Raw genomic sequence first — 3,740 nt, 5'->3', positions numbered from 1 at the left:
GGACGAGACCCTGGCCATGGCCCATCGCTACGCCGAGACCGCCAAGGCTTCGATCGAGGACACCGCCTCCACAACCTGGCGCCCCGCCCTGCAGGACCTCGCCGATTTCGCGGTGATGCGGCGGGCCTAGAGCGCCGCCAGCTGGGGACGCGCGCGCCTCTTACGCCCAAACGAACAAAGCCGCCGGGTCGCCCCGGCGGCTCCGTCGTATCCGGTGATGGCGGCGACGCTCCGGAGAGCGCCGCCGTCCGACACTAGAACTTCGCGGTGAGGCCGACCTGCATGTAGCGGCCGATGAAGTCGTAGGTCCCGTAGGCGTTGGCCGAATTGGTGGCCCCCAGCGGCGGCAGCTTGTCGAACACGTTGCGGACCACGAAACGCAGTTGCGCATCGTCGAGCACGCCCATGCCGTAGGCCTCCGTCAGGTTCTCGAGGTCAACGGTCACCGACAGGTCATGCAGGAAGTAGTCGTTGACCTTCAGCGGCTGGCGGGTCTCGAGGGTGAAGTCGTTGTTGAAACGCGACTCGTCGATCCAGTTGGTGGTCCAGACGAGGCTGAACGGACCGCGATCATAGGCGGTGTCCAGCTTCCAGCGCCACTTGGCATTGCCGATTTCGCCCTGGTCGCGGTTGAGGTCGAAGCCCAGGCCCGTCACCGAGGTCTGTTGCTTCTCCACATGGAACAGGTCGAAGTCGAAGCCGATCCGGCCCGGATTGCCGCCGAGCCAGTCGGCGAACACGCCGTCGAGCACGTCGGTCAGTTCGGATTCATAGTTGATGCCGGCCGTGAAGCCTTCGAAGTTGGTGTAGCCGGCGTTGATGTAGCCCTGGCGCGGCCCCGTGGCCGTCTGGCCGTTGCCGATCGCTTCGCCATTGGTCAGGATCTGTCCCTGACGCGTCGTGGCCAGCGCCGAACGACCTCTCTGGAAACGGCTGCAGGCGTCCGGCGGCGAGTCCGGCGAGTCGTAACAAACCTGCAGAATGTTCGCCAAACCGAAGTTCGCGATCGCTCCGGTGATGTCCACGTCCACCCAGTCAAAGCTCAACGAGAGGCCCGGGACGAAAGAGGGCTGATAAACGAAGCCGATCGACCACTGGTCGGCGATCTCGTTCTGGAGAGCCGGGTTACCGGCCGTCGTACCCTGAACCGTCGCGGCCTGGACCTGGGAGGTCAGCGAGAAGTTCGCCGGCAGACCCAGAGCCTGGAAGTCCCGCTCGCAGTTGGCGCGGCGGATCGCCGGGCTCGGACCGCTGTTGATATTGCGGAAATCGCAGGGGTCGTTGGCGGTGATGAAGCTGGTCGCCGTGGGCAGGAACAGTTCGGTGATGGCAGGCGACCGGAACGACTGGGCGTTCTGGGCGCGGAGCATCAGGTCCTTCACAGGATACCAGCGACCGCCATAGCTCCAGGACTCGTCCTTGCCGGCCTGGGAGTGGTCGACCTTGCGGAACGCGCCCTCGACTTCCAGCTTGTGCATCAGCGGGAAGGTGAAGTCGCCGCCGAAGATCGGGACAAGCGCCTCACCGTAGTACTCCTTGGTGTTGTACTTGCCGGTCAGGGGCGTGATCGGGGCCGAACGGCCAACGCCGCGCTCCTGCGGATCATTCGGGTTGAAGTCCGACTTTTCGTAGCGAGCCTCGAAGCCGACGTTGAAGCTCAGCGCCCCCGCCGGGAGATCAAGGAGCGAGCCGCCGAAGTTGCCTTCGTAGATCGTCTGCAGGCTCTTGTACTCGCTGACGAAGTCGACGCCGATGTAGTTCAGCGCCTGCTGGCTGGGTGCGCCCGCCCCAAACATGTTGAGCGGGGCGCAGCCGGCCGCGCGGGCCACCGCATCACGGCAGACGATCGCACCGGTCGCATCACGGACCGCATCGACAGCCTGAACGAACCGCGTCTGGATCACATTGGGCGACTGGAAGGAGCCCTGAGATTGGCCGTGCGCGTAGGCGAGGTTCCAGTTGAAATTCCGGCCGATCAGTTCGAAGTCGCCGTCAACCGCCAGAACGCCGCGGAACGTGTCGCCTTCGGCGCGGGTCTTGTTGCTGCCGATGTCCACCGAGGCGCGGCTGAGGAAGAAGATCCGCTCGGCCGCGTTGGCCGGATCGACCGCGAGGCCGTTGGCCGGATCAAGCAGGGCGGTGCGGGTCGCGGCCGGCAGGAACGGATTGGACGTCGAGATCGACAGCATCGACGAGTTTCCGCCGAACAGCGGGGCGTTGTAGATCGGCTGGTTGAACGGCTCGACCGCCTTGAACTCAGAGTAGAAGAACTCACCGTTCACGCGGACGTTTTCGAGCACGTCATACTTCACGAACGCCGTGGCCACATGGCGCTTCACCGGCGAGATCAGCGAGGAAAGTTCGGCGAGGTTCAGGCCATCGCCGCCAGACGCCACCGCGGCCGAGAAGAACTGGCCGGCGTTGTAGGGCACCAGCGTCCCGCCGGGCCCGAACTGCGCGGTCACACGGCCGGCGCCGCTCGGATTGGCGATGGTCACCAGACGGGCCAGGGACGGCGTGTTGGCCTGGAACGGAATGCCGCCCGTGTTGGTCTCGGGAATCCGGCGGTTGAAGATGATGATGGAGCCCGGGATGCCGTCCGTACCGCTGGTGTTGGCCGGATTGGCGGCGAAGGTCAGCTGTTCGGCGGTGCGGCTACGATCCAGGAAGGCCAGCTGGCCGGTCTGGTTGTACTCATAGCTTCCCGAAACGTTCAGCTTGCCGTCGAGCAGGGACTTGCCCGCCGTGATGCGGGCGCGCCAGTCGTCAAAGCCACTGTCGGCCCAGCTGTAACGACCGTCGACCTCGACGCCCTCGTACTCGGTTTTGGTGATGATGTTGACCACGCCGGCGATGGCGTCCGAGCCATAGACCGCCGAGCCGCCGGCCTGAACGACTTCAATCCGGTCGATCAGACCGGTGGGGATGACGTTCAGGTCGACCTGACCGCCCGGCGCCGCGCCCGTAAAGATCGAGGCCGGGTTGCCGCCCACGAAACGACGACCATTGACGAGGGTCAGGGTGCGCTGGGTGCCAAGGTTGAAGATGTTGAGGAAGTTCCGGCCAACGCCGAACGAGCCCTGGTCGCCGACCGGGCTGACCGGCACGCCGACCGAGGGCAGGTCGTTGAGCGCGTCAGCGACGTTGGTGAAACCGCGCTCTTCCATGCGCTGAGTTGAGATCACCTGCAGGGGCTGCACCGACGACAGGTCCGGGCGGCGGATCCGCGAACCGGTGACCACCAGTTCGCCGACATCGACCGCCTCGGCGGTGGCTGCGGCGGCCTGGGCGAAGGCGACGGCGGGCGCGCCGACCAGCATAGCGGTGGCGGCCGAGGCGAGCAGCGTGGTGCGGAGCATAGACGTCATGGGCGGTTGCATTCCTTGCCCCGGAATAGGGGCGGGTTGGACGGGCGCCGATACGGCGTGACCGGGCGCGTTACGCCCGAGCGTGATTGGGCCGGGGTTTGTCACGCGCGCGACGCAGGGGCAACGCAAAGTCGCCACAAATGACCCTGGCGCCGGGGCCACGTTACGAGTTTTTCATGTGGGTGCGCCCTGGGCGCCACACCTTCAGGCGACGGCGCGCAACACGTCGGCGAACTGATCTACAACCTCGGGCGTGGTCGCCCACGAACACATGAACCGCACCGAGCCGTCGAGGAAACGGTAGACGAACCAGCCCCGGGCGTGGAGCGCCGCGAGCCGCGCCTCATCCATCTCGACGAACACCGCATTTGC

Annotated in this window: 1 protein-coding gene; it reads right to left on the bottom strand. The window is 65.7% G+C overall.

Going from position 1 to position 3,740, the window contains the following annotated elements:
• Positions 1-254: 254 nt before the first annotated feature.
• Positions 255-3,368 carry a TonB-dependent receptor domain-containing protein gene (locus ACIQ3R_RS16370; RefSeq protein WP_397419920.1) on the bottom strand — a complete coding sequence of 1,038 codons (3,114 nt, stop codon included), beginning with the start codon at positions 3,366-3,368 and terminating at the stop codon, positions 255-257.
• Between the last annotated feature and the right edge of the window lie 372 nt (positions 3,369-3,740).

Source organism: Phenylobacterium sp. (assembly GCF_044371015.1).
Lineage (GTDB): Bacteria > Pseudomonadota > Alphaproteobacteria > Caulobacterales > Caulobacteraceae > Phenylobacterium.
This window is presented reverse-complemented; position numbering and strand designations above follow the sequence as displayed.

What these genes read in the sequence shown, in the direction of transcription:
- ACIQ3R_RS16370 (WP_397419920.1), bottom strand. Translation starts at nt 3,368, where the DNA reads ATGACGTCTATGCTCCGCACCACGCTGCTCGCCTCGGCCGCCACCGCT.